The following is a 24,389-nucleotide window of genomic DNA, read 5'->3' as shown; positions in this document are numbered from 1 at the left end:
CCGCCCACTGTGGCGGTTTTTTTTATGCAATTAACAAAGTGTTTCGACTTTACCAATTTGTAAATCTTTATTTTAGAGGAAAATTATCTTATCACTATGACCTTACTGATTGTTTATGCGGTTCTTTCTATTTTCTTTTCGTTTTTGTGCTCCATTTTGGAAGCCGCTTTGCTGAGTTTTACCCCCACTTATTTGCGTATGAAGGCTCAAGAAGGGAAAGCCTACGCAAAAACCTTGACGAATTTTAAAAAAGACATAGACAAACCACTGATTGCAATCTTGACCCTTAACACGATTGCACATACTGTAGGAGCAATACTTGTGGGGGTTGAGGCGGAAAAACTACCCTATAAATTAGAACTTTTTGGAATGAACATAGTAGGGATTGTATCGGCAATTATGACGATGCTGATTTTAGTGGTTTCAGAAATAATCCCAAAAACCATTGGCGCTACTTACTGGAAAAAGTTAGGCTCATTTACTGCGATGTTTTTGAATTTTATAATATTCCCCTTAAAATATACCGGGATTTTATGGCTGTTAATGTTGATTACGCGTTTGGTTGGAAAATCTGCACACGTAAGCACCATGAGCCGCGAGGAATTCATTGCTATTACAGATGCTGCAGAAGAAGAAGGCGTTTTTGAAGAAAGCGAAACAACAGTAATAAAAAATCTTTTGGTTTTTAAAAGCGTGCAGGCAAAAGATGTGATGACACCTTTTACGGTGGTTACGCTGGAAGACGAAACCATGAATTTGGAAAATTTTCATCAAAGCCACAAAAGCCTGCGGTTTTCAAGAATTCCCGTTTATAAGGGGAAAAGCCACAATATTACTGGGTTTGTACTGCGGGATGATATTTTGGAAGAAATTGTGGAAGACCGTGGCGATAAACTGTTAAGCGATTTGAAGCGGGAAATTTTTGTTGTTTCTGCAGAAAAACCGATTCCGGAACTCTTTGAAACCTTTATAAAACAGCGTGTGCACATTGCTTCGGTGGTTGATGATTTTGGAAACACCATAGGCGTTGTAACAATGGAAGATATTATTGAAACCCTTTTGGGACTTGAAATTATGGACGAAAGCGACAGCATTGAAGATATGCAACTACAAGCCAGAAAGAACTGGGAACGTCGTGCAAAACGTATGGGAATACAATTAAACGAGGTTTTGGAACCCAAACAAGAAGACGAATAATGAAAACCGCATTTATTAACACTCCCGTGGGAATTTTAGAATTGAAAGGAGATGCAGAGGGATTGGCATCGGTGCTTTTTAAAGACGAAGAAAATGATGTGGTTTCTGAAAAAATACCAAAAGAATTAAAAGATGCGGCTTTACAACTTCAAGAGTATTTTGAAGGAAATCGGAAGGAATTCAACTTAAAACTTTCCCCAGAAGGAACCGATTTTCAGAAGCGTGTTTGGGAAGAATTACAACAAATCCCTTTTGGAAAAACGACCAGCTACCAACAAATGGCAAACACTTTAGGCGACCCTAAAGTAATCCGTGCGGCAGCTTCGGCCAATGGAAAGAATCCAATTTCTATCATTATTCCCTGTCATCGGGTTATTGGTAGTGATGGTTCGCTCACTGGTTATGCTGGCGGATTGCATCGAAAAAAATGGCTTTTGGAATTTGAAAATCCGTCACCACAGCAATCCTTATTTTAGATGAAAAGGCTCAAAAAATTCTTCAAATGGGTTTTTATTCTACTTATCGTTTCGGTAATTGGGCTTTATGTTACGGGCTACGGCTATATTTTGAAAGGTGTTTGGGTGGTCTATCTTCACGGGCACACCACTGCCTATATTGACGATTTTAAATTTTTTGAAGTTGAAGAAATTCCTGCAAGCATCAATCCGCAGCCTTGGCCAATCCATAAAGATTACAACACGGTTGAAGCCACCAAAGCACTTTCAGAAATGAACGATACCTTGGGGACAGTTGCTTTTTTGATTATCAAAAATGACAGTATTTGGTTTGAAAAATATTTTGAAGGCTTCGGAAAAAATTCCCAGACCAATTCTTTTTCCATGGCGAAAAGTATTACCTCAGCCTTACTTGGAAAAGCCATCGACGATGGTTTCATAAAAAGTCTGGAGCAGCCCGTCGGCGATTTTTATCCGCAATATGCAGGAACTGGCTTGACTGTTGGCGATCTTTCCTCGATGGCTTCGGGCTTGGATTGGGACGAATCCTATTCCAATCCATTTGGAATGACGGCAAGAGCTTATTATGATTCTGATTTGGCGGAAACTATTTTGAAACTTAAAGTAGTTGATACGCCTGGGGTGCGCTACAAATATTTAAGCGGAAACACCGAACTTTTAGCGATGGTGATTCAAAAATCCATTCAAAGGGCAAGTATCAATTTAAGTGGTTATCTGCAAGATAGCTTTTGGCAGCCCATGGGTTTTGAGCAACCAGCAATTTGGCAAATTGATGATGATGAAAACAGATTGGTGAAAGCCTATTGCTGTTTGGGAAGCAACGCACGTGACTTTGCACGGTTTGGAAAACTCTATAAAGATTACGGCAGGTGGAATGGGCAACAGATTTTGGATTCTGCTTTTGTGGCGAAATCCATAATGCCGCGATTTGCTGAAAGTCCGGAATACGGTTATGGGTTTTGGCTGAGTGATTTTTTGGGAAAGAAAATTTTTGCAATGCGTGGTATTTTGGGTCAGTATGTTATTGTTGTTCCAGGGGATGATTTGATTATTGTTCGGTTGGGCCATCAGCGTGGCAATAAAACAGATTTACCTTTTAGTAGTGATTTTTATGTTTATGTGGATGAAGTTTATAAAATGCTGGAACAAAACCAATAATTTTTTGTAGCTTTAATTCTCTCCCCGATTGAAATTTTCAAAATATGATTAAGCGAATAAACTTGGAACATATCCTATTTTTGGATATTGAAACCGTTCCGCAGTACGAAAATTTTGACGAATTGGACGATACTTCAAAAACACTTTGGGAGCTAAAAAGCCAATACCAAAGAAAGGATGAAGTTTCAGCAGAAGACTTTTATGAACGTGCCGGAATTTGGGCAGAGTTTGGAAAAATTGTCTGTATCTCCGTAGGCTATTTTGTGTTGAAAGGCGATATTCGGAATTTTCGCGTAACAAGTTTTCACGGTGAGGAGGTGAAAATTCTGAAGGATTTTAAAACACTTTTGGAAACCCATTTCAACAAACCGCATCATCTTCTTTGCGCGCACAACGGCAAGGAATTTGACTTTCCATACATTGCCCGAAGAATGATAATTAATGGAATTGACATTCCTTTTAAATTGGATCTCTTCGGAAAAAAACCTTGGGAAGTTCCACATTTGGATACGCTGGAACTTTGGAAGTTCGGCGATTACAAAACTTTTACTTCCCTTAAATTGATGGCTCACGTTTTGGGTATTCCTTCGCCAAAAGATGATATTGACGGCAGCCAGGTTCGAGGCGTTTTTTACGAAGAAAAAGACATTGACAGAATCATTATTTATTGCGAAAAAGACACAGTTACAGTCGCCCAGATTTTCTTGCGACTTCGGAATGAGGAAATTTTAAACGAAGACGAAATACTTTCTGTGTAGCATTTTTCTGGAAGAAATCTCTAAATGTGGATTTCTATTTTATTTTTAGTAGATTTATCAATCATAATAAAATAGCACATCTATGATAATTCCAAGATTCAATCCAAAATCATTTTTAATAGTTTTACTTGCTTCGGTTCCACTTTTTATTTCCTGTAAGGATAAAGAAACTGAAGTGGAAACACCTACAGTTCAAGAAGCAACCCTGGAACAGAAAAAACAAGCTTTGCAAAATGTAGCGCCTACTTCATCCCAAACAATAAACAATTCCGCTACTGGTGATGTAGCTGTAAATCCACCACACGGACAACCGGGTCATGATTGTGCTATTCCAGTTGGTGCTCCATTAAACAGTGCGGGAAGTTCTAACACAACACCTGCAGTAAACAAGACTGAGGCTGTGCCAGCAGCTATTTCTGGCAAAGGAGTAAATCCACCACACGGTCAACCTGGCCATAGATGTGATATTAAAGTGGGCGACCCTTTATAAAAAAAATAATATATTTAAAAAGAAGAGGCCCGTTTCATTTTGAAACGGGCCTCTCCAATTTTAAATATTAACTAATTATTCTTTTACAAAACGTTTTCTGAGTTTGTTGTTTTCAGTATTTACTTCAATGATGTAAATACCACTTTGCAATGAAGAAACATTTACATTTTCAGTATATGCTCCTTTACCCACAACCTGGCCAACGGTATTGTAGATCACGTAATCTTTGCCCGTAGCTTCAATTAGTGAAATATTCAAGGTGTGCTTTGCAGGGTTTGGATAAATAGACATTTCAGCATTGCTGAAACCAGTATCGCCTGTAATTCCTTGACCTACAGCATTGCTTATGATAACGGTGTAATCTTCCACTTCACCGTAAGTAAATGTTTCACATGAGGTGGAATTAGCGTTATATTTCATAGAAACCCGCATTCTTGTTGCGCCATTAAGCGCTGAAGAAGGTACTGTAAAACTTCCTGAAACAGAACTGGCTTTTGTACGGGAACGGGTATAAACCTGTTCGCCAGAATCATTGAAATCGCCATCTTGGTTGTAATCTATCCAGACTCTATAAGCTTCATAGTAAACTGTACCAGTCCATCTTGGAGTTATAGTTATTGTGTTGCTACTACCTTTTGCAAGTGTGATAGAAATGCTTGTGAAATCTGCATACCCACCATTGTTTCCAGAAAGATTGTTGATGCTTCCAAGTTGAACTCTGTCTATGTATTCATCATTGGTGTTATTTCCTTGTGAAGTACAATAGGTTATCGAATTAGAATGTGTTGTAACGTTTACGGTATTGCTGAAGCCAGAATTATTACCTGCAGCATCGTGCGCTCTAACTTTGAAACTATATGCTGTTGAAGGTGACAGTCCAGTAATGTTAGCCGATGTACCTGTAACACTTCCAATATTTGTAGCGCCTTGGAAAACATCATAACCCGTAACGCCAACATTATCTGTTGAAGCATTCCACGAAAGTGAAAGAGTGGTTTGTGTTACATTTGAAGCCACTAAATTTGAAGGAGCTGAAGGAGCTTGGGTATCTGGCCCTGCTCCGCCAAGATTGATAGTATAATCTTCAACTTCACCATAACTGAACGTTTCACAAGAAGTTGGAATTCCATTGTATTTCATTGAAACCCGCATTCTTGTTTCTCCGCCTATGGTTCCAGAAGGTACTGTAAACGTGCCACTATTTGGAGTGTTTTTTGAAGCAGCTTTGGACCAAACCAATTCACCTGCATCACCAAAATCCTTATCGCCGTTATAATCAATCCAAACTGCATAGCCTTCATTATAAACAGTTCCTGTCCAAGTTGGAGTAACTGTAATTGTGTAAGTTGAACCTTCACTCAAAGAAGTAGAAATGCTTGTAAAATCTGAATACAGTTGAGCTCCGGAAGCATTGTTGATTGTGTTTAACTGTACGCGGCTTATGTATTCGTCATTCACATTGTTTCCTTGTGAAGTACAATAACTGCCACCGCCGCCACCGCCGCCGTAAGGAGCGCCAACGCCAACTGCGTACCAAGCGTTTGTAGTTGCAATTTCTTCAGCACTACCAGCACCATATAGATCTATTGCAGCTTGTATTGCGCCATTTCTAGCATCACTGTATTGCGAGTTGGAGTTCAAATAAACAGTAAGGTTTCTATAGGCAATTGCTCCGGCTTTGTCCATTCCGATTCCGGTAACATTGTAGCTGTCGCCTTTATCGTTAGTGCCACTTTTACCAACACTCAACACATAAAACCAAAAGTTTTGCACCCCGGAATTTGTATGCACTCCTCCAGAATCGCCAGAGCCTGAATACCAATAAGTACCTTGATATGTATCAGGATCTCCAAAAGCGTTCGGGTTGCTCATAGAGCGCAAGGCACCGCCACTTCCGCCGGCACCAATATCATCGCCCATCAACCAGTCGTTGGTTCCAGATGCAAATTTTTCAATAGATTCCCCGAAAATATCTGAGAACGATTCATTCAAAGCTCCGGATTGGTAGCTATAAACCAAATTCGCAGAATATTCAGTAACACCGTGGGTAATTTCGTGACCACAAATATCCAATGAAACCAAAGGACCGTAATTTGTACCATCGCCATCGCCGTAGGTCATTCTACTTCCATCCCAAAAGGCATTTACGTAATTGCTTGAATAGCTAACGTATGATTTGATAACGCCTCCCGTATTGTTGTATGAATTTCTTCCGTATTTCTGGGAATAATATTTATAGGTCTTTTCAGCTCCAAAATGAGCCTGAACCCCAGTTGGATTTGAAGTGAAATTTGTTGAATTGCTGGTAACATCAACGGCATTGTTGTAGTTGGTGCTATTGTTCAAATCAAAAGTTTGGATTCCACCACCATCTGCAGTTTGGCGCAAACGGTATGGCCCTGAGGCATTGTCCGCAGTAAAGGAAACATTGCCATTATACAGGCTTGTTCCTGTTGCTGGAACGTTGGCATCATGGATTTTTTTGTTCTCCATAATGAACTGTCCGGTTTTGGCATCAATATAAACGTCTGCTCTATATAATGGAGCCGTAGCATAAATATCAAATTTATATGCAAGTCGGTTTGTTTCTGAAATATTTTCAAGAGCCGGTAAAATAACGAGCTCGCCAGTTGGTTTTTTATAATTGTCAGCCAGCGCCGCTTCTGCAGCATTCTGCCACATATATTTTGAAGCGCCCACGTGCGCAATTGCACTGTTTAAAGCCTGCGAATTGCTTATGGATGGCGTTACATTGAAATCTTCCGCAATGGGGGAATAGGAAGAATTTAAAGTTTGTACCGCTCCATTTTTACTGCTTAGTGTTACTGTTGCAAATTCTACCTTAACACCGTTAAAATATTCTTGCATTTTTTGATGGGTAAACCCTAATGGATCTTGTTCTTGTTTTAGCGTTGCGAAAGAAGTTGGGGATGAAGGATTTAAAACTTCCTTAAAGATTTGTGTGGAATTTTGAAGCGTGTACGATTGTGAGGCATCAAAAACCACTAGACTTGGGGGTTGCTTAACGTTTCTCTTTTCATCGTTTTTGTTTTGTGCGGAAACCCCCACAGAAAAACCAAAAATTGAGAATGAAAACAGAAAAACGAATTTGTTAATTTTTTTCATAATAATTAAGATTAAGTGAATAAATAGGTTTATTGTTTTGTTAAAAAACATTTAAATGAACGATAAAAATTGATTAAATGAAATTTTTTTCGATGAACTACAGTTAAAAAAATATCCCCCCGATTATCCTATCTTTGAGATGATGAAAAATGAACCTCTATTATCAGTTGAAGAACTTTCTGTATCCTTTGGAAATAAGGAAAATAGCATTGAAGTTTTACATGCTATTTCTTTTGACATTTTTAAAAATGAAATTTTAGGGATTGTTGGTGAATCCGGTTCTGGGAAATCTGTCACCTCACTTTCCCTTATGGGATTATTGCCTAAAAAGCACACAAATATTTCAGGGAATATTTTGTTTGAAGAAAAAAATCTTCTGAAAACCAGTGAAAAAGAATTCAGAAAAATCCGCGGAAGCGAAATAGCCATGATTTTTCAGGAACCGATGAGCGCGCTGAACCCTTCGTTAAAATGTGGTTTTCAAGTTTCCGAAATACTGCGACTTCACTTAAAGATGAATCCTTCCGAAGCGAAAAAAGAAACCATTTCATTATTCGAAAAAGTAAAACTGCCGCGGCCCAATGAAATTTTTAACAGCTATCCACACCAAATAAGCGGTGGACAGATGCAGCGAGTTATGATTGCAATGGCCATTGCTTGCAAACCAAAACTGCTCATTGCCGATGAACCTACAACTGCACTGGATGTAACAGTTCAAAAAGAAATTATTTCGCTTTTAAAATCAATTCAGCAAGAAACAAAAATGGCGATGCTTTTTATATCACATGATTTGAGCTTGGTTTCTGAAATTGCAGATAGGGTGGTGGTAATGTATAAAGGTGATATTGTTGAAAATGAAACAAATGTTGAAATATTTAAAAATCCAAAGGCAGAATATACCAAAGCACTTTTGGCATCGCGGCCTTCATTGAATCTTCGTTTGGCAAAATTGCCGACCATTGCTTCTATTGCAGATAAAAGTTTCATTCCAAGGGAAGTGAAAGCTGCGGAGCGCGCAAAAAAACATAAACAAATTTATACCCAAAACCCAATTTTGGAAATCACCAATTTAGAAAAACAGTATTTCAGCAATGTTGGCATATTTGCGAAAAAAGAAATTGTAAAAGCGGTTGACAACGTTAGTTTTTCAGTTTTTGAAGGAGAAACTTTAGGGCTTGTGGGCGAATCCGGTTGCGGAAAATCTACTTTAGGAAAAACGATTCTTCAACTTGAAAGAGCAACTTCCGGAAGCATAAAATACCGAGGAAAAGAACTTACAAAACTTTCAAAGAGTGAAATCAGAAATCTTCGGAAAGAAATACAGATTATTTTTCAAGATCCCTATTCTTCTTTAAATCCGCGTTTAATGATTGGCCAGGCATTGATGGAACCTATGGAAGTGCATGGTCTTGGAAAAACTAAAAAAGAAAGAAAAGAACGAGTTCTGTCTTTGCTTGAAAGAGTTGGATTGGATGAAAGTTATTTTTATCGTTACCCACACGAACTTTCCGGTGGGCAACGGCAACGGGTGGGAATAGCACGGACAATCGCTGTAGAACCAAAATTGGTTATTTGTGATGAATCTGTTTCAGCTTTGGATATTTCTGTACAGGCGCAGGTTTTGAATTTGCTCAATGAACTCAAAAATGATTTCGGGTTTACCTATATATTTATATCACACGATTTGGCGGTGGTTAAATATATGTCAGATCAACTTTTGGTAATGAACAAAGGAAAAATTGAAGAATTGGGCGATGCAGATGAAATCTATGAAAATCCACAAACGGAATATTCAAAAAAACTAATAGAAGCAATTCCAAAGGGAATTTAAGAATTCACAAAAAAAGGAAATATAAAAAACCCGTTCTAACCTCACGAAGAACGGGTTTTATTTTTTATCTGTGTTTATGACAGATTTGGGGCATAAACAACCATAAAAAAAGATTAGAACAATAAAAACACTTTTTTAAAAATGAAAAGCACGTTTAGTAACAATTCTTTAGTGCTTTTAATTGATCTAGTTACTTTTTCCATATGAGGTTAAGTTGGTAAGATTTGGGACTGCTAATATGTAAACTATTTACGAACAGGACGACAAAAAGCATATAAATTCGATGAAATACATTAAATTTTAACAATTTCTTCCTTTTTGACAGTGTTTTAACATAAAAAAGCAATTATTTCTTGATTTTGTAAAGCTCAAAAAAGTCAATCTTTTTTAAAATTTCATTTCAATAATATCCCCTTTTACAACCAAATCTCCTTCTGTAGCTTTCCGAATTTCTTCAACTGAGACTCCTGGGGCACGCTCAAGAAGGTGAAATTTTCCATCGATAATTTCGAGAACAGCAAGATTGGATACTATTTTCTTAACACATTTAACTCCCGTAAGTGGGAGACTACATTCTTTTAATAGCTTAGACTCACCTTCACGGTTGGTGTGCATCATGGCTACAATAATATTTTCTGCTGATGCAACCAAGTCCATAGCACCGCCCATTCCTTTCACCATTTTCCCGGGAATTTTCCAATTTGCTATGTCTCCATTTTGTGAAACCTCCATTGCTCCCAAGATAGTTAGATCAACATGCTGGCCACGAATCATCCCAAAACTCATTGCCGAGTCAAAGAATGATGCGCCTGGTAAAGCAGTTATTGTTTGTTTTCCCGCATTAATTAAATCTGGGTCTTCTTCGCCTTCAAAGGGAAACGGTCCCATTCCTAGAATACCGTTTTCACTTTGAAATTCAACGCTTATGTCGTCTCTCACAAAGTTTGCTACCAACGTTGGTATTCCGATACCCAAGTTAACGTAGTAGCCGTCTTTTACTTCTTTTGCAATTCGCTGTGCTATTTGTTCTTTTGAAAGTGCCATTAGTTTCTTTTTCTTACAGTTAATTGCTCAATACGCTTTTCATACTTTTCCCCTTGAAATATTCTTTGGATAAAAATTCCTGGAATATGGATTTGGTTTGGGTCTAATTCGCCAGCTGGAACTAATTCTTCTACTTCCGCAACGGTAATTTTTCCTGCGCCACACATGGCTGGGTTAAAATTTCTAGCGGTTCCCTTAAAGATGAGGTTTCCGGCTTCGTCACCTTTCCAGGCTTTTACGAAGGAAAAATCTGCTTCGAAAGCTTTTTCCATTACGTACATTTTTCCGTGGAATTCACGGGTTTCTTTGCCTTCGGCTACTTCGGTTCCATAGCCCGCGGGAGTATAAAATGCAGGGATTCCACTTCGGGCGGCTTCACAGCGTTGTGCCAAGGTTCCTTGGGGAACCAGTTCCACGTCCATTTCACCACTGAGCATTTGGCGCTCAAATTCGGCATTTTCGCCTACATAGGAAGAAATCATTTTCTTTATTTGATGCTTTTTCAACAAAAGCCCAAGCCCAAAATCATCAACACCTGCATTGTTTGAGATACAGGTAACATTTTGGATATTTCTCCGAACTAATTCTGAAATAATATTTTCGGGAATGCCGCAAAGCCCAAAGCCACCGAGCATAAAGGTCATTCCGTCTTCAATGCCTTCACAGGCTTCGCGAACATCTGCAACTGTCTTTTTTATCATTTTTTAAATTTTCTGAAAATTACAAAATTTCAACCTATAAAAAAACCTCACATTTCCTGAAGATATGTGAGGTTTTCATTTATAAGAATTTTATTATATCCCAAATTCATCTGGCATTTCCTCTACATCGGGGTTGCCCTCACGCCACTTGGAACAATCTGTTTCAATGGAGAGATTTGCTGGACGTTTAAAGTTTCCTGTTGAAACATCCAAATCTTTATCGGCGTAGCAGCTTTTCATATACATTCCCCAAATGGGCAATGCCATTGTAGCTCCCTGCCCGTATGAAGTGGAGCCGAAATGTGTTGCACGGTCATCGCCGCCAACCCAAACGCCTGTAACCAAATTTGGAACCATTCCCATAAACCAGCCATCACTATTGTTTTGGGTAGTTCCTGTTTTACCGGCAATTGGATTTTTGAAATCATACGGATAACCGGTTACTGCATTTTTATAAACAGAAGAATTTACTGCCCAAGTACCTCTCAATCGAGCACCGGATCCAGACTGTGTTACGCCTTCCATCAAACTTACCGTTACATAAGCCGTTTCGTTGCTAATAACGTCTTTGGTTTTGGGAACATTTTGATAAAGTACCGTCCCGTTTTTATCCTCAATTCTTTGAATTAGTATTGGTTCAACATACACCCCTTCATTTGCGAAAGTGCTGTAGGCTCCAACCATTTCATAAACTGAAACGTCTGGAGTTCCAAGCGCTATGGAAGGTACGGCAGGCATATTTTCTGTGTCAACGCCCATTTTCTTTACTAAATCAATTACAGGTTCTGGTCCTACCCGGTCTATCAATCTTGCGGTAATAGTGTTTATTGAATTAGCAAGCGCATATTTAAGTGTTACCATTCCCCCATAACCGCCACCTGCGTTTTTAGGAGCCCAAGGTTTAATCAAGTTGTGTTTCCCCGCAGGAATTGTATACATTGTGTTAGGCAATGTATCACAAGGAGACATGTGCATTTGGTCTATGGCTGTGGCATATACAAAAGGTTTAAAGGTAGAACCTATTTGACGCTTTCCTTTTTTCACCATATCATATTTATAGTGTTTATAGTCTATTCCGCCAACCCAAGCTTTCACTTCGCCAGTTTGTGGAGTCATGGACATCATTGCCGCTTGCAAAAATGATTTGTGATAGCGAATGGAATCCATAGGTGTCATTATAGTATCAATATCTCCTTTCCATGAAAAGACACGCATTGGAACTTTCTTTTTAAAACTACTTATGATTTCTTCTTCGTCTTTTCCTTGTTTCTTCATTTCACGCCAACGGTCACTTTTTCTCATTGCCGAATTTAGGATGCCTTCAGTTTCTTTTTCAGTAATATCCCTAAAAGGGGCGGTTTTATTTTTTTTGTTTTGTTCGTCAAAGGCTTCCTGTAAATGTGCCATATGTTTTTTTACTGCTGTTTCGGCATATTCCTGCATTTTGCTGTCTATGGTTACGTAGACTTTTAATCCATCTTGATAAATATTGTATTTGCTTCCATCTGGTTTGGGATGTTCATTTATCCACTCTTCCATAAAGTTACGAGCATACTCGCGAAAGTAAGTTGCACTTCCCTCATCGTGACCTTGCGGAGTAAATTTAAGATTTAGTGGAAGGGCTTGCAATGAATCCATCACGTTTTCTGAAATGTAACCGTATTTCTCCATCTGGGCCAAAACCACATTTCTTCTATCCCGTACCATTTCTGGCCTGCGGTTTGGATTAAAAAGTGAGGAGTTTTTAAACATTCCAACTAACATTGCAGCTTCTGCAGTAGTCAACTGTGCAGGGGGTTTGTCAAAATAAATGTTTGCTGCACTTTCAATACCTACGGCTTGGTTAAGAAAATCGTATTCATTAAAATACATTGTGATAATCTCTTCTTTTGTGTAGCGTCTTTCCAAACGTGTGGCTATAATCCACTCTTTAATTTTTTGAATCCCTCTTTCCAGCTTGTTTGATGCCGTTTGATCTGTAAAAAATAATTTTGCCAACTGCTGGCTAATGGTGCTAGCTCCGCCACGAGTGCCTAGAAAGGCAAATGCTCGCAGTGTTCCTCTGCCGTCAATACCTGAATGGTCATAGAAGCGTGCGTCTTCAGTAGCTATCAAGGCGTTCACTAAATGATCGGGCAAAGAATCGAAAGAAACGGGAGTTCTATTTTCTTTATAAAATTTCCCAATGGTTTTTCCATCTGAAGAAATGATTTCGGTAGCAAGGTTTTTTTCGGGATTTTCAAGACTGGTTTCATCTGGAAGACTTCCAAAAACTCCCCAAGATGCCAATAGAAAAAAGAAAATAACTAAGAGTATAAGTCCTGCAAAAATTTTCCAAAAGGTTTTGATATGATGACTCAAATCATCCTGGTTTTTCTTCTTTGGAGTTGCTTTTTTTGTTGCCATATTAATTTTTACTGTTCGGTGGTTTCTTCAATACTAAAACCAACATCTGTAATGCCTTCGAGTTTTGTAACGCCTTCCACATCGCCATTATTGCGCATTGCCTGGGCTATGTCTATGGTGTAACTGCCAGCTTCAAAAAACTGTACGTTTTCTTTGTACCACAATTTGTTTTCCTTTACATCTCCAATTCCTTGGCCCATCCACGAGCCGTCTGGATTGGCCATTCGGTATTCAAGGGTGTCGGTAACTGTTTTTCCGTGAGGGAAATTCATTGAAACTATCAAAAATATATTGTTGAACTTGTATTCGTTTGTGTTTCTAATATTTAAAAAGAGATTATAGTTTTTGAGTGAATCCAACTGTGGCAATTTAAATTCTACCACCTCGTCGGCACCCCAATAACCGTCCATTGCACGAATTTCACTAAAAACAGTATTAGACTCGCAGGAAACGAGAAAAACAGTAATCAAAAAAAATGCCAATAATTTATTCATTTTTTGGTGGCTTGGGGTTTCTGTTTTGATTTCCTGATCCTTTCCTAGACTTATTTCCGGGTTTTTTTGAAGACTTGTTTCTTGGATTGTTTTTTGGAGCGTTTCCAGCTGTAGCTTCTACCGTACCTTTATTTTTGTTTCGGCTTTTATTTCGGCGTTTCTTTCCTTTTTGCTTTGGTTGGTCAAAGCGTGTCAAGCTATCTTGGCCAACCACATTACTGAACGGTTCTTTTTCTGTTTTAGGCGCTTCAATTGTATACTCCTCCAGTGCCAGTGGTTTTTCACCTTTTTTGTTCAAGGCTATTATTTCATTGGCTTTTTCAGCGGTTAACTCATGCCAGTTCATAAATTCCTTTTCATAGGCATACCAAAGCAAACCTTTAAAAATATCTATTTTTTGGCAAGTAGCGTTGCCTTTTTCAGTTTGAAGTTTTGTTTCGGTGCTTGGGAAAGTTTCCAAAGCCTCCAAATAGGTGTCTAATTCATAATTCAAGCAGCATTTCAATTTTCCACACTGTCCGGCAAGTTTTTGAGGATTCAATGAAAGTTGCTGATAGCGTGCTGCGGAAGTATTTACCGAACGGAAATCCGTAAGCCAGGTAGAGCAGCAAAGCTCGCGCCCACAACTTCCAATTCCACCCAAACGCGCAGCTTCTTGGCGGAACCCAACTTGTTTCATTTCAATACGGGTATTGAAAGTACGGGCGAATTCTTTTATTAATTCACGAAAATCAACTCTTTCTTCGGCAGTGTAATAAAAAATAACTTTTGAAGCATCGCCTTGAAATTCAACATCGCTTATTTTCATTTGCAATCCGTGGCGAATGGCAATTTCTCGCGAACGCTTCTGTACATCAGCTTCTTTATCGCGAACGCCTTGCCAAATATCAATATCCTTTTGGGATGCTTTTCTGTAAATTTTAGGAAGCGCATCAATTTTTAAAGGAATTTTTTTCTTCTTCATTTGAACCCTAACGAGTTCTCCTGTTAAAGTAACCATGCCAATATCATGACCTGGTGAAGCTTCGGTAGCAATTGTATCGCCAATACTTAAAGTAAGATTTTCAGAATTTTGGAAAAACTCTTTCCTTCCGTTTTTAAAGCGCACTTCCACCGCATTGAAGGGTTCCATATTGGCAGGAAGTTGCATATTTGAAAGCCAGTCGAACACCGTTAATTTGTTGCAGCCATCGGTTCCGCAAGTACCATTGTTCTTGCATCCCTTTGGCTGTCCGTCGGCGCCTGTGGCACAGCTGGTACAGCCCATAAATTTTATATATAAAGCCCTTTTCCATTTGAAGAGGGACGAAAATTAAACAAACAATTTAATCAGTAAAGATATCAATTAAATTTACGATTTCGAATTTACGATTTTAGATTTTTGAACCACGATTTTTTGACTTCCACCATCCAGCTTCCAGCACCCCGCTATTTCTTAAACTTCAATTTTTCCGAGCGCCCCTTTTTAAAAATTTTGTTGCTGTTAGGGATGCCTTGACGCAATCGTTTCTGCTCTTCCTCGGGAAGATGTATTATTTCAATACATTCTTCACTACAACAGTTTTCCATTGCCACAGCGCATTTCTCACATTGAATGAACAGCAAGTGGCAAGCTTCGTTGGCACAATTTGTATGTGTATCGCAAGCTTCGCCGCATTGATGGCAGTGGCTGATAATATCTTCTGTAATCCGTTCACCGCGTCTGTGGTCAAAGACGAAATTTTTTCCGATGAATTTATTTTCCAAACCCTGATTTTCCACTTGGCGCGCGTATTCAATAATCCCGCCCTCCAACTGAAACACATTTTTAAAACCTTTGTGTTTGTAATAGGCGCTGGCCTTTTCGCAACGGATTCCGCCTGTGCAATACATCACCAATTTTTTGTCTTCTTTGTGGTCTTTTAGATCTTCTTCAATTATATCTAGTGAATCGCGAAATGTGTCAACATCGGGCGTTACGGCGTTTTTAAAATGACCTATTTCACTTTCGTAATGATTTCGCATATCTACCAAAACCACATCGGGATCTTCAATCAGTTCGTTGAATTTTTGCGCATCTACGTGGATTCCTTTGTTGGTAACGTCGAAGGTTTCGTCATTCAAGCCATCGGCAACAATCTTATCGCGCACTTTCACTTTCAGTTTTAGAAATGACTTCAAATCCTGCTCAATAGCGATATTTAAACGCACGTCCTTCAGAAAATAAATCCCGTCCAGAAATTCCTTAAATTCCTTAAAGCGTTTTGCGGGAACGGATAGCTGGGCATTAATGCCTTCGTGCGCCACATAAATTCGGCCAAGCACATCCTGCTCGTGCCAAGCAATAAACAAATAATTTCTGAAAAGTTCTGGATTGCCAATCTTGGCATATTGATAAAAAGAAAGGGTAAGCCGTTCCTCTCCGGCCAGTTCCAAAAGTGTTTCCCTCTCTTTTGCACTTAATTTATTGTACAGTTGCATGCTATACTTTTTTAGGTGAAAAGAATTGATTTTAATAGATTCGGCAAAAATAATCATTATATTTATTGTTAACAAAAATCGTTTCTCCCCATATTTTACTTTTGCCCCAAGCACAAAGAAATAGTATCTTAGCATACTATAATTTCCATCATAAAAAACACTGAAAATGAGCACTGAAAAAGACGCAAAACTTAAAGCTTTAAAGCTTACTCTTGATAAACTTGACAAAACCTACGGAAAGGGAACCGTAATGAAAATGGGCGATACCGCCGTGGAAGATGTGGATGTAATTCCAACCGGTTCACTCGGTTTGGATGTTGCCCTCGGCGTGGGGGGTTATCCGAGAGGAAGAGTAATAGAAATATACGGCCCGGAATCTTCGGGTAAAACAACCTTAACGCTTCACGCAATGGCGGAAGCACAGAAAAAAGGCGGAATTGCTGCTTTTATTGACGCAGAACATGCTTTTGATAGAGGCTACGCCGAAAAGCTTGGAGTGGATATTGAAAACCTTATCATTTCGCAACCCGATAACGGTGAGCAGGCTTTGGAAATTGCAGACAATCTAATCCGAAGCGGTGCAATCGACATCGTGGTTATTGACTCCGTGGCGGCCTTAACGCCAAAAAGCGAAATAGAAGGCGAAATGGGTGATAGCAAAATGGGGCTTCATGCACGTTTGATGAGCCAGGCTTTAAGAAAACTTACGGGCTCCATCAGCAAAACAAAATGTACCGTAATCTTCATTAACCAATTGCGCGAAAAAATAGGTGTAATGTTTGGAAACCCAGAAACTACAACAGGTGGAAACGCATTAAAATTTTATGCTTCCGTGCGTTTGGATATTCGCCGTTCCACACAAATTAAAGACACCGAGAGCAACGCCACCGGAAACAAAACCCGTGTGAAAGTGGTAAAAAATAAAGTGGCGCCACCCTTCAAACAAGTGGAATTCGATATTATGTACGGTGAAGGAATCTCCAAAGTAGGCGAAATAATCGACCTTGGCGTTGATTTTGAAATCATCAAAAAAGCAGGTTCTTGGTTCAGCTATGACGATACAAAACTCGGGCAAGGGCGCGATGCGGTAAAGACACTTCTTTTGGACAATCCGGAATTAATGGACGAGCTGGAAAAGAAAATTAAGGACGCTATAGCGACAATAAGTAAATAATTTTTCAGCAAACACGCAACCCTTTTGATGCCTTGGTATCTACAGAATGTAGGAACCTTGATTATTACGGTTGCCCTCTAAAATAAAGAGGTATTTACAACAGAACAATAATTCACGGTACCGCGTTTGACTTTAGACGAGCTCATACTAAAATGCAAAAAGCAAGATGCAACGGCGCAGGGCGAATTGTACAAACAGTACAACAGAATTCTCTTTGCCATTTGTCTTCGCTATTCGCCTAATTATACCGAGGCTGAGGATAATTTGCAGGATGCTTTTATAACCATCTTTAAAAAAGTTGAGCAGTATAATGGCAAAGGTTCTTTTGAAGGCTGGATGAAACGGGTGACCGTAAACACTGTACTTCAAAAATATAGGAAACAACGCACCTTTGAAATTGTTGATGAGGGCCAAATTGAAGATGAGGCTGAGGTGGAAATTGAGGACGAAGAAATTCCACTTGATTTTTTACTTAAAATTGTGCAGGAACTTCCGGATAGATACAGATTGGTTTTCAGTATGTATGTGATGGACGGCTATCAGCACAAAGAGATAGCAGAAATGTTAGGAATCAGCGATGGAACGTCTAAATCAAATCTGGCACGTGCCAGAATGATTTTAAAAAATAAGATTGAAGAGTATAATGCTACAAATTATAACACTTAAAGCATTGTGAATTGTTTAGATTGAATAAAACGCCCCTGCTTTTGGGTAGGGGTTTTTTTAAAAAGTTTTCCCTTATAAAAGGGCAAGAATGAAAGAAAAGAAAAACATAGACAACTTTTTTAACGAAGGGCTCAATAATCTTGAAGCCACTCCTTCAGCACGCGTTTGGGAAAATATTCAAGCAGAACTGAAAAAAGAGAAAAAAGAACGTAAAGTTATCCCATTGTGGATACGCCTTGGCGGTGTTGCGGCTCTAATAGCGTTGTTGTTGACTGTTGGCAATTCACTTTACAAATCTTCTAATACTATAGTTGCACCTGAAATTACCAATGAGAATAGAGAACAAACTGAAAATCAACTTCAAGAAAATAAATCTGAAATTGAAAAACAAGCAAATGATTCGCAAGTAGCTTCAGAAAACAAAACACTTCAAAATGATGCTACGCAAGATTCAGATGCTTCCGAAGATAATACATCAAAAAATAAAAGTGAAACAAAATCTTCAAATAAAGGTTTCATAAATGCTTCTGAAAAAGCAAGCAATACTGTAATAGCTTCCAATAATTCTGAAACGAATGCTTCTAATAAATCAAAAGAAAACCAAAAGAACAATTGGATAGAAAAGAATACTCCAAAAAATGAAGCGAATGAAGGAATAGCCTCTTCAAAAAACAGTTCTGAAAAGACCAGTGCTGACAAAAACCGAAAAGACGCAAACGAAGATTTTATAAATAAGGATAAAACTATTTTCGATTCCAAAAAAGAAGGAGTTGTTGTTAACGAAAATTCAGAGAAGATTAATTCTGAAAAAAGCTTGGTGAAAACTGAGGAAGAAATAACACAAGAATCAAAAAATAAAAAATCAATTTTTGATGCAATTGCAGAAACAAATGTAGATGCAGTTTCTGAAAAGAAAAAGAAAGAAAAGCCTGAACATCGCTGGAATGTAGCCCCAAATGTTGCTCCTGTTTATTATAGCAGTTTTGGAAACGGTTCATCCATAGATCCAAGTTTTGCTGACAATCCGCAACAGGGTGATGTAAACATGAGCTACGGAGTGCAAGTGAGTTATGCTTTAAACAAACGCTTAAGCGTACGTACAGGTGTTAATACTGTAGATTTAAGTTACAGCACTACGGGTATTGAAGTAGGTACTGGCCCAGTAGCGGTTGCCTTGAGTTCTGTTGATTATGGCAGTAGAAATATTGTTGTTACCGCAGCCGATAAAGGGTCATTTGCCAATGCCGCCCCTTCAAATGGATTTGGAGATATTACGCCAAAATCTACACAAGGAGATGCTAGACTTATTCAGAATATAAATTATTACGAAGTGCCAGTTGAGCTTAAATATGCTGTTATTGACAGTAAGTTTGGTGTAAATGTCATTGGTGGGTTAAGCACTTTGTTTTTAGGCAACAACGAAATTTCAGTGAAAGCAGATAATTTTACTGATGTGCTTGGAGAGGCAAATAATCTCTCCAGTGTAAGTTTTTCAACTAACTTCGGGCTGGGATTGGACTATAAACTGTCCAAAAAATTTACGTTTAATATTGAGCCAATGTTTAAATACCAGCTCAACCCTTATACCGATTCATCTGTAAATTTTAAACCATACTATCTAGGTGTTTACAGCGGATTAAGTTTTAAGTTTTAGGTTAGTTTTTAGTTGGATATGTTTGATATACTTCAAACAAAATGATTGAAAAAACCGTTCTTCGCCATAGGACGGTTTTTTTTTACCACTGAATTTATCCAAAAAGTTTCTAAACGGTCGGATTTAGTAATTCATTTAGTATCACTTCCCGTGTTTCTTTTTTTAAATCCTTTCTGTTATCCAAAGTAAACCCTGATGTTGGAATTAATTTATGAACTTTTACCCGCATCTTGCCGGGCGTGCCTATAAAAAAAGAATATGGAAACCGTTTCTTATTGTCATGAAAAGTCATTGGGGCAAGTGGAATTTGATGTTCAATAGAAAGCCGAAAAGCACCATCCTTAAATTCATCCAACAAAAGTGAAAGATCATCCGGCACGCCGCCTTCAGGGAAAATACATACGCTTAATCCTTCATTCAACCGTATTTCTGCTCTTCGGAAAGCTTCAACGCGACTTTTCGTGTTTCCACGATCTACCAAAATACAGGTACGTTTATAGATATATCCGAATAGGGGAATCTTTGCCAATTCCTTTTTGCCAACAAAAACGAAAGGGTTTTTGGTAGCATAAAACATCAACATAATATCTGTCATTGATGTATGGTTAGCCACAAACATATAGCTTTTTCCCTTTTCATAAATTACATCGCGTTTAATTATTGGATAACACCCAATGCCATAAATTATAAAGGCAGACCAAGTTCGTGCAACCTTGAAAAAAAAGGGATACCATGAATGCTTAAGAATGCTAATTAATAAAAATGGAAATAATAAGATAGTGGCCAAAGCCACAATCAAAAAGAACCAAATACGGTAAAAGGCCGCAAAAATTTGTTTAAGAATTTTCATTGAGCTTCAAAAGTACTAATTTGAACGACGTGAATAAATCAAAAAAAGTACCTTTGCTGAAATTTTTCAGAACAATGTCTAGAATACTCACAGGAATACAAAGCACTGGCACACCTCATCTCGGAAATATTTTAGGAGCAATCGTTCCAGCAATTGAAATGGCTAACGATCCTAAAAATGAATCTTTCCTTTTTATTGCTGACATGCACTCGTTAACACAGATAAAAAATGCAGAAACCCTTCGTGCAAATACTTATAGTGTTGCCGCAACTTGGTTGGCTTTTGGGCTGGATATTGAACGTGTGGTTTTCTATCGGCAAAGCGATGTGCCTCAGACGGCTGAGCTTTCTTGGTATTTGAGCTGCTTTTTCCCTTTTCAAAGACTGACTTTGGCGCATTCCTTTAAAGACAAAGCAGATCGATTGGAAGATGTAAACGCCGGCCTTTTTACCTATCCAATGCTTATGGCTGCGGATATACTTTTGTATGATGCCGAAATTGTTCCAGTTGGAAAGGATCAAATGCAACACATTGAAATTACACGGGATGTTGCTTCCCGTTTTCACACGCAGATGGGAGAAACTTTTATATTGCCAGTTGGAAAAGTACAGGAAGAAACTATGTATGTTCCCGGAACGGATGGCTCCAAAATGAGCAAATCCAAAGGAAATATCATCAATATATTCTTGAATGATAAACAACTTAGGAAGCAAATAATGAGCATTGAAACTGACAGTACGCCACTGGAAGAACCAAAAAATCCAGATACTTGCAATGTTTTTGGACTTTATAAATTATTAGGTTCAAAAGAAGAAGTTTCAAAAATGCGGAATAATTATGAAGTAGGAAACTATGGCTACGGACACGCAAAACAAGCTTTATTTGAATTGATAGTTGAAAAATTTTCTGAAGAACGCACTCGTTACAACTATTTTATGGAAAACCTTCCCGAGATTGATGCGGCTTTGATTATTGGTGCTGAAAAAGCTCGCGGGGTTGCGAATGGAGTTTTGAAAAGAGTACGGGAAAAAGTTGGATATTAAACCAACTGAAACAATTTTCCAGGCAACGGTCTAACAATTCCTTTAAGTTCCATATTCATCAAAATACTGGCAGCTTTGTAGGCGGGGATATTGCATTCAAGAGCAATTATGTCCAAAAGTTCTTTTTCCTTTTCCTTTAAAAAACGAAAAACCACTTTCTCTTCTTCGTCCAATTCTACAAAAAGCTGGGTTTGCTTTGGTTTTTGGTTTTCTTTCAATTCCCAGTCTAGCATATAGATTATATCCGCGGCGCTAGTGAGTAACTGTGCTTTTTGCTGTTTTATTAAGTTATTGCAGCCCCTACTTTGGCTATCTGTAGCTCTTCCGGGAACGGCAAAAACTTCGCGGTCATATGAATTTGCAATATCTGCGGTGACCAAACTTCCGCCTTTTTCTGCAGATTCTATAACAATTGTAGCTTCGGAAAGTCCTGCAATTATTCTGTTTCGTTTTAAAAAATTGTTTCTATCAAAAGCATCACTACTCCAAAACTCACTTATAAACCCACCGTTTTCCTCTATTTTTTTAATATACTTTTTATGGTCTTTAGGGTAAATTTGGTTTAAACCGTGCGCTAAACAAGCAATATTTTGCAGATTATTTTCTATTGCTGCTTTGTGAGCACAAATATCCACTCCGTAAGCTAACCCTGAAACAATTACTGGGTTTAATGGCGCAAGCTCTTCAATTAAATTTTGGCAAAAAGCGTTTCCGTAACTCGTAATTTTTCGTGCGCCTACGATGCTGACTATTTTCTTACTCACCAAATCTATATTTCCACGATGGAAGAAAAGTATAGGCCCGTCTATGCAATGTTTTAATTTTTCTGGATAGGTTTTGTCTTTGAAGTAACTGAATTGAATATTGTTCTCTTCAATAAATTTAAGTTCTTCATCTGCTTCTTCCAGCTGTTTTTTCAAATTGAGATCTTTTAAGCGTAGAAGACCAATACCATCAATTTTGGCAAGATTGTTTTTTTTCTCTTTGAAGACTTCTTCCGCAGAACCCATTTTCCACAATAGCTTTTTTGCTGAAATATCCCCTAAATTTGGAATACGCTGCAATGCAAGCGTATAACGCAGTTCGTTTTTTGAAAGCATAATTTTGAAAATTAAAGTCGGGGAGGAGTATTAAAAATACAACTTTTTAAGTTGTTAATAAATTACCAAAACAAAAATTGTTTACCCTTCAAAAAAGGCTAATTTTGTTTATATGCAACTTACAACCTACATATCTGACCTGCTTTACCGATACGAATGTGTGATTATTCCTGGTTTTGGCGCTTTTCTTACCCGTTATAAATCTGCACATATTGACGATTTCACAAACACCTTCAACCCGCCATCAAAAATTGTTTCTTTTAATAAACAGTTGCAGGCCAATGATGGCTTGTTTGCCAATTATGTTGCTTCAGTAGAAAAATGTAGTTACGAAAGCGCATTACAAAAAATACGGACTTTTACAGCTCAAATTTCCAGAGAGCTTTCTGAAGGGAAAACCATTTCATTTAAAAACATAGGTGAGTTTTCACTGAACGATGAAAAATCACTTCAGTTTGAACCTTTAAAACATCAGAATTATAGCACTTCGGCTTTTGGTCTTTCATCTTTTGTTTCACCAAAAATAAGTCGTGAGGTTTATAAAGAAACAGTTGGAGCCATAGAGAAAAAGGCTCCCGTTATTTTCACTCCTGAAACAAGAGAATCAAAACCATATCTGAAATACGCTGCAATTGCAGTTATAGCAATATCTGCAATAGGCTTTGGCAGTTTAAAACTTTATGAAAGTCAAGTTCAAAAGTTTAATTTGGCAGAAAGACAGAAAGCAAATTCCTTGGTTGAAAACCAAATTCAGGAAGCTACTTTTGTAATTGAAAATCCACTTCCAGTACTTAGTTTAAAACTTCCAAAACACGCTGGAATGTATCATATTGTTGCAGGAGCTTATCGTGAAGAAGGTAACGCTGATAAAAAAGTGGAGCAATTGCGCGATAAAGGTTTTTCACCTTTAAAAATGGAACCTACAAGATACGGTCTTCATCAAGTTTTGTATGCAAGTTTCGAAGATAGAATAGAAGCACTAAATAAACTTCGCGAAATTCAAAAGACCGAAAATGCAGATGCTTGGATGTTGGTACAAGATATTAATCAATAAACAGTTAGTTTGCAGAAATCATTAAGCTAAAAACTGTATAAAAGCGCTGGTTTTCTTTCTTCTTTTTTCCCTTTTCTTTATTCTGAAGTTAGGTATCTTTGCAAAAAAAATTTCTGATGCAAACCAAAACTCCAAAAGAATCATTGACCGTTTACACAGACATGGTTCTGCCCAGTGAAACAAACCCAATTGGAAATATGTTTGGAGGCGAACTTTTGGCCCGTATGGATCGTGCTGCCAGTATTGCCGCACGCCGCCATAGCAGAAGGATTGTGGTTACCGCTTCAGTTAACCATGTGGCTTTCAACAAAATGATTCCTTTGGGAAGTGTTGTAACAGTAGAGGCAAAAGTTTCAAGAGCTTTCAGCAGCTCTATGGAAGTGTTTATGGATGTTTTTATAGAAGATCGTGAAAGTGGCGAAAGAAGCCTTTCAAATGAAGCTATTTATACTTTTGTGGCCGTAGATGAAACGGGCAGACCTGTGCGTGTTCCAGAGCTTGTTCCAGAGACCGAAATTGAAAAGTCAAGATTTATTGCGGCACTTCGTCGGAAGCAATTGAGCTTGGTATTAGCTGGAAAGATGAAACCTAAAGATGCTACTGAACTTAAGGCATTATTTCAATAAAATATACTTATCATTTTCTAAATTATTGATTTACTGTTTCTTCCATTGGGATGAAAATATGTTAAATTTCCTGTTTTTTAA

At 38.2% G+C, this 24,389-nt stretch carries 20 protein-coding genes and 1 pseudogene; 12 read left to right on the top strand and 9 right to left on the bottom strand.

Annotated elements, in window-relative coordinates; genetic code table 11:
- Window positions 1-96 precede the first annotated feature (96 nt).
- The 5 genes from Q2U82_RS04150 (at window position 97) to Q2U82_RS04130 (ending at window position 4,079) form a co-directional block, all read left to right on the top strand.
- Window positions 97-1,197, top strand: a complete 1,101-nt coding sequence (locus Q2U82_RS04150) for a CNNM domain-containing protein (RefSeq protein ID WP_410006455.1) — start codon at window positions 97-99, stop codon at window positions 1,195-1,197.
- Complete coding sequence (locus tag Q2U82_RS04145) at window positions 1,197-1,673, top strand: methylated-DNA--[protein]-cysteine S-methyltransferase (protein WP_410006454.1); 477 nt, start codon at window positions 1,197-1,199, stop codon at window positions 1,671-1,673. The genes Q2U82_RS04150 and Q2U82_RS04145 overlap by 1 nt, the downstream gene beginning before the upstream one ends.
- Window positions 1,674-2,831: a serine hydrolase domain-containing protein gene (locus Q2U82_RS04140; RefSeq protein WP_410006453.1), complete on the top strand. Its 1,158-nt coding sequence runs from the start codon at window positions 1,674-1,676 to the stop codon at window positions 2,829-2,831. It begins immediately after the preceding gene.
- Between the two features lie 44 nt (window positions 2,832-2,875).
- Window positions 2,876-3,589 carry a 3'-5' exonuclease gene (locus Q2U82_RS04135; RefSeq protein ID WP_410006452.1) on the top strand — a complete coding sequence of 238 codons (714 nt, stop codon included), beginning with the start codon at window positions 2,876-2,878 and terminating at the stop codon, window positions 3,587-3,589.
- Between the two features lie 82 nt (window positions 3,590-3,671).
- Window positions 3,672-4,079, top strand: coding sequence for a hypothetical protein (locus Q2U82_RS04130; protein ID WP_410006451.1), 408 nt, complete (start codon window positions 3,672-3,674; stop codon window positions 4,077-4,079).
- A 75-nt stretch (window positions 4,080-4,154) separates the two neighbouring features.
- Here the strand turns inward: Q2U82_RS04130 and Q2U82_RS04125 are convergent, their stop codons facing one another.
- Entirely contained in the window at window positions 4,155-7,205 is a 3,051-nt protein-coding gene (locus Q2U82_RS04125; protein ID WP_410006450.1) for a M4 family metallopeptidase, read from the bottom strand.
- 139 nt (window positions 7,206-7,344) lie between these two features.
- On the opposite strand from Q2U82_RS04125, the gene Q2U82_RS04120 reads away from it, so the two are divergent.
- Window positions 7,345-9,036 (top strand): ABC transporter ATP-binding protein, encoded by a 1,692-nt coding sequence (locus Q2U82_RS04120; protein WP_410006449.1) that lies wholly within the window; start codon window positions 7,345-7,347, stop codon window positions 9,034-9,036.
- Window positions 9,037-9,423: 387 nt separating this feature from the next.
- Here the strand turns inward: Q2U82_RS04120 and Q2U82_RS04115 are convergent, their stop codons facing one another.
- The 6 genes and pseudogenes from Q2U82_RS04115 to Q2U82_RS04090 all read right to left on the bottom strand — a co-directional run bounded on the left by Q2U82_RS04115 (window position 9,424) and on the right by Q2U82_RS04090 (window position 16,141).
- Window positions 9,424-10,080: a CoA transferase subunit B gene (locus Q2U82_RS04115; protein ID WP_410006448.1), complete on the bottom strand. Its 657-nt coding sequence runs from the start codon at window positions 10,078-10,080 to the stop codon at window positions 9,424-9,426.
- Entirely contained in the window at window positions 10,080-10,781 is a 702-nt protein-coding gene (locus Q2U82_RS04110) for a CoA transferase subunit A (protein ID WP_410006447.1), read from the bottom strand. The genes Q2U82_RS04115 and Q2U82_RS04110 overlap by 1 nt, the downstream gene beginning before the upstream one ends.
- Before the next feature lie 93 nt (window positions 10,782-10,874).
- Entirely contained in the window at window positions 10,875-13,187 is a 2,313-nt protein-coding gene (locus Q2U82_RS04105; protein WP_410006446.1) for a penicillin-binding protein 1A, read from the bottom strand.
- Window positions 13,188-13,195: 8 nt separating this feature from the next.
- Entirely contained in the window at window positions 13,196-13,681 is a 486-nt protein-coding gene (locus tag Q2U82_RS04100; protein ID WP_410006445.1) for a gliding motility lipoprotein GldH, read from the bottom strand.
- Window positions 13,674-14,708: pseudogene (locus tag Q2U82_RS04095) on the bottom strand (PSP1 domain-containing protein); the annotation flags it as partial. The pseudogene Q2U82_RS04095 and the gene Q2U82_RS04100, both read right to left, overlap by 8 nt.
- A 401-nt stretch (window positions 14,709-15,109) precedes the next feature.
- Window positions 15,110-16,141 carry a rhodanese-related sulfurtransferase gene (locus tag Q2U82_RS04090; protein WP_410006444.1) on the bottom strand — a complete coding sequence of 344 codons (1,032 nt, stop codon included), beginning with the start codon at window positions 16,139-16,141 and terminating at the stop codon, window positions 15,110-15,112.
- A 166-nt stretch (window positions 16,142-16,307) separates the two neighbouring features.
- Between Q2U82_RS04090 and recA the strand changes: the two genes are divergently transcribed.
- From recA to Q2U82_RS04075, 3 genes are all read left to right on the top strand, one after another.
- Entirely contained in the window at window positions 16,308-17,315 is a 1,008-nt protein-coding gene (gene recA / locus Q2U82_RS04085; RefSeq protein WP_410006443.1) for a recombinase RecA, read from the top strand.
- A 126-nt stretch (window positions 17,316-17,441) separates the two neighbouring features.
- Window positions 17,442-17,981, top strand: a complete 540-nt coding sequence (locus tag Q2U82_RS04080) for an RNA polymerase sigma factor (protein ID WP_410006442.1) — start codon at window positions 17,442-17,444, stop codon at window positions 17,979-17,981.
- 88 nt (window positions 17,982-18,069) lie between these two features.
- A complete protein-coding gene (locus Q2U82_RS04075; RefSeq protein WP_410006441.1) occupies window positions 18,070-19,635 on the top strand; it encodes an outer membrane beta-barrel protein in 1,566 nt (521 codons plus the stop codon).
- Window positions 19,636-19,744: 109 nt separating this feature from the next.
- Here the strand turns inward: Q2U82_RS04075 and Q2U82_RS04070 are convergent, their stop codons facing one another.
- A complete protein-coding gene (locus Q2U82_RS04070; protein ID WP_410006440.1) occupies window positions 19,745-20,485 on the bottom strand; it encodes a lysophospholipid acyltransferase family protein in 741 nt (246 codons plus the stop codon).
- Window positions 20,486-20,559: 74 nt separating this feature from the next.
- On the opposite strand from Q2U82_RS04070, the gene trpS reads away from it, so the two are divergent.
- On the top strand, window positions 20,560-21,528 hold the full coding sequence (gene trpS / locus Q2U82_RS04065) for a tryptophan--tRNA ligase (RefSeq protein WP_410006439.1): 969 nt from the start codon (window positions 20,560-20,562) through the stop codon (window positions 21,526-21,528).
- Here the strand turns inward: trpS and dprA are convergent.
- Window positions 21,525-22,628 (bottom strand): DNA-processing protein DprA, encoded by a 1,104-nt coding sequence (gene dprA, locus Q2U82_RS04060; protein ID WP_410006438.1) that lies wholly within the window; start codon window positions 22,626-22,628, stop codon window positions 21,525-21,527. The genes trpS and dprA overlap by 4 nt on opposite strands.
- Before the next feature lie 112 nt (window positions 22,629-22,740).
- Between dprA and Q2U82_RS04055 the strand changes: the two genes are divergently transcribed.
- Both Q2U82_RS04055 and Q2U82_RS04050 read left to right on the top strand, forming a co-directional pair.
- Window positions 22,741-23,682: an SPOR domain-containing protein gene (locus Q2U82_RS04055; protein ID WP_410006437.1), complete on the top strand. Its 942-nt coding sequence runs from the start codon at window positions 22,741-22,743 to the stop codon at window positions 23,680-23,682.
- Between the two features lie 116 nt (window positions 23,683-23,798).
- Window positions 23,799-24,308 (top strand): acyl-CoA thioesterase, encoded by a 510-nt coding sequence (locus tag Q2U82_RS04050; protein WP_410006436.1) that lies wholly within the window; start codon window positions 23,799-23,801, stop codon window positions 24,306-24,308.
- Window positions 24,309-24,389: the final 81 nt, after the last annotated feature.

Source organism: Aequorivita nionensis (assembly GCF_046352995.1).
GTDB classification, from domain to species: Bacteria; Bacteroidota; Bacteroidia; order Flavobacteriales; family Flavobacteriaceae; genus Aequorivita; species Aequorivita nionensis.
This window is presented reverse-complemented; position numbering and strand designations above follow the sequence as displayed.

Coding starts and splice junctions, on each gene's coding strand:
- Q2U82_RS04150 (WP_410006455.1), top strand. CDS start 97: ATGACCTTACTGATTGTTTATGCGGTTCTTTCTATTTTCTTTTCGTTT.
- Q2U82_RS04145 (WP_410006454.1), top strand. CDS start 1,197: ATGAAAACCGCATTTATTAACACTCCCGTGGGAATTTTAGAATTGAAA.
- Q2U82_RS04140 (WP_410006453.1), top strand. CDS start 1,674: ATGAAAAGGCTCAAAAAATTCTTCAAATGGGTTTTTATTCTACTTATC.
- Q2U82_RS04135 (WP_410006452.1), top strand. CDS start 2,876: ATGATTAAGCGAATAAACTTGGAACATATCCTATTTTTGGATATTGAA.
- Q2U82_RS04130 (WP_410006451.1), top strand. CDS start 3,672: ATGATAATTCCAAGATTCAATCCAAAATCATTTTTAATAGTTTTACTT.
- Q2U82_RS04125 (WP_410006450.1), bottom strand. CDS start 7,205: ATGAAAAAAATTAACAAATTCGTTTTTCTGTTTTCATTCTCAATTTTT.
- Q2U82_RS04120 (WP_410006449.1), top strand. CDS start 7,345: ATGATGAAAAATGAACCTCTATTATCAGTTGAAGAACTTTCTGTATCC.
- Q2U82_RS04115 (WP_410006448.1), bottom strand. CDS start 10,080: ATGGCACTTTCAAAAGAACAAATAGCACAGCGAATTGCAAAAGAAGTA.
- Q2U82_RS04110 (WP_410006447.1), bottom strand. CDS start 10,781: ATGATAAAAAAGACAGTTGCAGATGTTCGCGAAGCCTGTGAAGGCATT.
- Q2U82_RS04105 (WP_410006446.1), bottom strand. CDS start 13,187: ATGGCAACAAAAAAAGCAACTCCAAAGAAGAAAAACCAGGATGATTTG.
- Q2U82_RS04100 (WP_410006445.1), bottom strand. CDS start 13,681: ATGAATAAATTATTGGCATTTTTTTTGATTACTGTTTTTCTCGTTTCC.
- Q2U82_RS04090 (WP_410006444.1), bottom strand. CDS start 16,141: ATGCAACTGTACAATAAATTAAGTGCAAAAGAGAGGGAAACACTTTTG.
- recA (WP_410006443.1), top strand. CDS start 16,308: ATGAGCACTGAAAAAGACGCAAAACTTAAAGCTTTAAAGCTTACTCTT.
- Q2U82_RS04075 (WP_410006441.1), top strand. CDS start 18,070: ATGAAAGAAAAGAAAAACATAGACAACTTTTTTAACGAAGGGCTCAAT.
- Q2U82_RS04070 (WP_410006440.1), bottom strand. CDS start 20,485: ATGAAAATTCTTAAACAAATTTTTGCGGCCTTTTACCGTATTTGGTTC.
- trpS (WP_410006439.1), top strand. CDS start 20,560: ATGTCTAGAATACTCACAGGAATACAAAGCACTGGCACACCTCATCTC.
- dprA (WP_410006438.1), bottom strand. CDS start 22,628: ATGCTTTCAAAAAACGAACTGCGTTATACGCTTGCATTGCAGCGTATT.
- Q2U82_RS04055 (WP_410006437.1), top strand. CDS start 22,741: ATGCAACTTACAACCTACATATCTGACCTGCTTTACCGATACGAATGT.
- Q2U82_RS04050 (WP_410006436.1), top strand. CDS start 23,799: ATGCAAACCAAAACTCCAAAAGAATCATTGACCGTTTACACAGACATG.